This window comes from Bradyrhizobium sp. (genome assembly GCF_049581145.1).
GTDB lineage: Bacteria > Pseudomonadota > Alphaproteobacteria > Rhizobiales > Xanthobacteraceae > Bradyrhizobium.
In genome coordinates this window covers 1-4,550 of sequence record NZ_JBAURI010000596.1, presented here as the reverse complement: position 1 = coordinate 4,550, position 4,550 = coordinate 1, and the positions used below count along the sequence as shown (strand labels likewise).

The window sequence follows — 4,550 nt, the reverse complement described above, 5'->3', positions numbered from 1 at the left end:
AACCACCCGGCAGCCGGTCGGTGAGGCGGCGCCCTATGCGAGCGTGAAGGAGTTCAAGGCCGATCTCGACGTGCTCGACCGTTCGCTGATCGCAAACAACGCCCGGGTCATCGCGCGCGGCCGGCTGCGGCTGCTGCGCCGCGCCGTCGACTGCTTCGGCTTCCATCTCGCCCGTCTCGACATCCGGCAGAACTCGGCCGTGCACGAGCGCACCGTCGCCGAGCTTCTGGACGCGGCGATGCCGGGCATGTCGTACCTCGCTCTCGGCGAGGAGGCGCGGGTGGCGCTGCTGGCAAGCGAGCTGCGCAACGCCCGGCCTCTGACCTCGAGCTTCGTGAAATATTCGGAGGAGACGCTCGGCGAGCTCGCGGTGTTCCACGCGGCCGCCGAGGCGCATGCCAAGTTCGGCTCCGACGCCATTCCGCAATGCATCATCTCGATGTGCAAGAGCATGTCGGACATGCTGGAGGTCGCGCTGCTGCTGAAGGAGGTCGGTCTCATCAACCCCTCCGGCAAGAGCGCCATCAATATCGTGCCGCTGTTCGAAACCATTGAGGATCTGCAGGCTTCGAGCGGCATCATGGACCGCATGCTGTCGCTGCACGATTACCGCAGGCTGGTCGACAGCCGCGGCGCGGTGCAGGAAGTGATGCTGGGCTATTCCGACAGCAACAAGGACGGCGGTTTCGTCACTTCGGGCTGGGAGCTCTACAAGGCCGAGATCGGCCTGGTGGAGGTGTTCGAGCGCCATCACGTCCGCTTGCGGCTGTTCCACGGCCGCGGCGGTTCGGTCGGCCGCGGCGGCGGCCCGAGCCATGACGCGATCATCGCGCAGCCGGGCGGGGCGGTGAACGGCCAGATCCGCATCACCGAGCAGGGCGAGATCATCTCCAGCAAATATTCCAATGCCGAAGTCGGCCGCAGCAATCTGGAAATTCTCGCCGCCGCGACCTTGGAGGCGAGCCTGTTGCATCCAAGGCAGCCCGCGCCCAAGCGCGAATATTTGACGGCGATGGACGAATTGTCGGCGCTGGCCTTCAAGGCCTATCGCGGCCTGGTCTACGAGACCGACGGCTTCGTCGATTATTTCTGGTCCTCCACCGTGATCAATGAAATCGCGACCCTGAACATCGGCAGCCGGCCGGCCTCGCGCAAGAAGACCCGCGCGATCGAGGATCTGCGCGCGATCCCCTGGGTGTTCAGCTGGGCGCAGTGCCGGCTGATGCTGCCGGGCTGGTACGGCTTCGGCAGTGCGGTCGAGAGCTGGATCGCGCAGCATCCCGATCAGGGCATGCCGTTCCTGAAGGAACTTTACCAGGAATGGCCGTTCTTCCGCATGCTGCTGTCGAACATGGACATGGTGCTCGCCAAGAGCTCGATCGCGATCGCCTCACGCTACGCCGAACTGGTGCCCGACGATGAGCTGCGCGAGAAAATCTTCGGCCGCATCCGGCGCGAATGGCATCTTGCGATCGAGACGCTGCTCGACATCATGGGCCAGGACCGCCTGCTGCAGGGCAATCCGCTGTTGGAGCGTTCGGTGCGCAACCGCTTCCCCTATCTCGATCCGCTCAACCATGTGCAGGTCGAGCTGTTGAAGGAGCATCGCGCGCAGAACCCGGACGAGCAGGTGCTGCGCGGCATTCAGCTGACGATCAACGGCATTTCGGCGGGTTTGCGCAACACGGGCTGAGGATGGAAGTGGAGGGCGAGTAGCGAATGGATTTCCATTCGCTACTGGCGCCACTGTCATTCGCCTCTCACGGTTTCATGGCGCCCTGCGCGCTGGTGTAGACGGCATAGAGCGAGGTCGAGCCGCAGATGTAAAGTCTGTTGCGTTGCTGACCGCCGAAGCACAGGTTGGGGACGGTTTCGGGTATGTGGATCTTGCCGAGCAGGTCGCCTCCAGCAGTATAGCAGCGCACGCCGTCCTCCTTGGGATCGCCCCAACCCACGGAGCACCAGACGTTTCCATCCCGGTCGCAGCGCATCCCATCGGTAATGCTGGGCTTGGGCATGTCCGCAAAGACTTTGCTGTTCGAAACTTTCCCCGCGCCGACATCGACGTCGAACACGCGGATATGGGACGGATTGTCCGGGCCGTCCGTGAAGCCGCTGTCGATCACATAGAGCTTCTTCTCGTCAGGAGAGAAGCTAATGCCATTGGGTTCCACGAAGTCATCGACGACCACCTTGATGTCACCAGATCTCGGATCCACCCGGTAGACGTTGTGCTTTTCCTGCTCCGGCTCGGCTTTGACGCCCTCATAATAGCCGCCGATGCCATAGATGGGATCGCTGAACCAGATCGAACCATCGGAAGCGACAACCACGTCGTTTGGCGAGTTCAGTTTCTTGCCGTTGTACTTGTCGGCGATGATGGTGATCGACCCGTCGAGTTCGGTCCGGGTCACCCGCCGGCCGCTGTGTTCGCAAGTGATCAGGCGTCCCTCCCGATCGATCGTGTTGCCATTCGAGTTCATCGATGGCTGGCGGTAGACACTGAGGTGGCCGTCATCCTCCGAGAAGCGCATGATGCGGTTGTTTGGGATGTCGCTGAACAGCACATAGCGCCCCGCCGGGAAGTAGACCGGACCTTCGGCCCAGCGCATGCCGGTCGCCACCCGCTCAACCGCCATGGTGCCGGCGAAAGCCGGGAAATCGGCAGGTCCGAACGAAACCTTGGGGTGGGCAGACTCCAGGTGGGAATCCGGATAGCGGCTCCCGGGCAGCGGCCCCAGGGGTAGCGGATTGGTCGACAAGGTCGGGACGCCCAGTTCGCCGAATGGCGCGACTGTCTCAGCAGAGGCTGCCTTGACGGTCACGGCCGTCGCGGCCAGTGCCGCGGCACCCTTGATCAGGTTGCGGCGGCCGATCGTGTGTTTGTCGAGAAAGGTCAGTGGATTTGTCATGGTTTCCTCCCGAATTTTTTTGTTGGGAGGCAATCATGTTGGCGCAATCCGGCATAAAGCGGGCGGATGTTCGGAGAACAACCTGAGATAGGTTGAAAGTCCGTGGTCTCAAATGGCGTCCCAGCTGAAGATGTCCGCGGAGCGGTCGAGCTTGTAGAACGACGGCTTGAGTGCCGGCATGGCGTGCTCGGCAATGGTTTGCGGCGTCCAGCCTTCGCCGCGGTGCACCGAGCGCAACGGGCGCGACTGGCCCATCAGGAATATCTCGTTCATTCGCACCGCAAAGATCTGCCCGGTGACGTCCTTGGAACCGTCGCTGAGCAGGTAGGCCACCAGCGGCGCGATCTTCTCCGGTCCCATCTGCTGGATCTTCGCAACGCGCGCCTTCTCGGCCTCCGTCTCGGTCGGGATGGTTCCGATCAGCCGGCTCCAGGCAAACGGCGAGACGCAATTCGAGCGCACGTTGAATCGGTTCATGTCGAGCGCGATCGATTTCGACAATCCGACGATGCCGAGTTTGGCAGCGGCGTAATTGGCCTGGCCGAAATTGCCGACCAGCCCCGAAGTCGAGGTGAAGTGGACGAACGAGCCGCTCTCCTGCTCGCGGAACAGCCGGGCCGCGGCATGCGAGACATAGAACGAGCCCATCAGGTGCACCTTGATGACGGACTCGAAGGCCTCCACGCTCATGCGATGGAAGATCATGTCGCGCAGGATGCCGGCATTGTTGACGACGCCGTCGAGCCTGCCGAAATGGTCGACCGCCATCTTGACGATGCGGCTGGCCGGGATCGCTTCGGCCACGGTCTCGAAATTGGCAATCGCGGTGCCGCCACGCTTCTTGATTTCCTCGACCACTTCCTCGGCCGGCGCAGCATTCGTTCCCGAACCGTCGGCAGCGCTGCCGGGATCGTTGACCACGACCTTGGCGCCCTCGGCGGCGCACAACAGCGCGATCTCCTTGCCGATGCCGCGGCCGGCGCCGGTAACGACGATGGATTTGCCTTCGAGTGATCTGGCCACTTGTTTCCTCCGTTGTTGTCGTCATTCCGGGGCGCATCGAAGATGCGTACCCGGAATCTGGAGATTCCGGGTTCGTGTTGCGCAACCCCCGGAATGACGAGGATCATTATCTCTGGTTGGTAAAAATGATCGTGCCTGAGGCCGCGAACATGCCACCGACCCCGTGACACACCGAAATCTTCGCATCCGGCACCTGCGCCGGCGCGATGCCGCGCATCTGCCGCACGCTCTCCTGCAGCGCGTACATGCCGTACATGCCGGAGTGCATATAACTCAATCCGCCGCCATTGGTGTTGAGCGGTAGCTTGCCGCCGGGGCGGGTGTGGCCGTCGGCGATGAATTTTCCGGTCTCTTCATGCGGCATGAAGCCGAGATCGCCCAGGCCATAGAGCGGCAGATGCGCGAACGCGTCGTAGATCATCAGATGATCGACGTCCTCATGCGTGATGCCGGCTTCCTTGAACGCCAGCGGACCGGCGACCTTGAAGGCGCGCGAGGAGTCGAAAGTCTGCATCTGGCTGACCATCGGCGTCTCCACGCTTTCGCCGGTGCCGAGGATGTAGACCGGCCTGGTCGGAAAGTCCTTGGCGCGGTCGGCCGAGGTCAGGATCAAGG

General features: G+C 62.6%; 4 protein-coding genes. 1 reads left to right on the top strand and 3 read right to left on the bottom strand.

Translation table 11 applies throughout. From position 1 onward, the window contains the following. Nucleotides 1-1,693: phosphoenolpyruvate carboxylase (gene ppc / locus WCB02_RS19710; protein WP_423960616.1), on the top strand; the 1,693-nt coding region annotated here is incomplete at its 5' end. 67 nt (nucleotides 1,694-1,760) lie between these two features. On the opposite strand, the gene WCB02_RS19705 is transcribed toward ppc, so the two are convergent. The 3 genes from WCB02_RS19705 to WCB02_RS19695 all read right to left on the bottom strand — a co-directional run. Beyond that, nucleotides 1,761-2,912: an SMP-30/gluconolactonase/LRE family protein gene (locus WCB02_RS19705; protein WP_423960617.1), complete on the bottom strand. Its 1,152-nt coding sequence runs from the start codon at nucleotides 2,910-2,912 to the stop codon at nucleotides 1,761-1,763. A gap of 108 nt (nucleotides 2,913-3,020) precedes the next feature. Beyond that, nucleotides 3,021-3,935 (bottom strand): SDR family NAD(P)-dependent oxidoreductase, encoded by a 915-nt coding sequence (locus WCB02_RS19700; protein ID WP_423960613.1) that lies wholly within the window; start codon nucleotides 3,933-3,935, stop codon nucleotides 3,021-3,023. 106 nt (nucleotides 3,936-4,041) lie between these two features. Continuing rightward, on the bottom strand, nucleotides 4,042-4,550 hold a 509-nt coding region (locus WCB02_RS19695; RefSeq protein WP_423960612.1), incomplete at its 5' end, for a thiolase C-terminal domain-containing protein.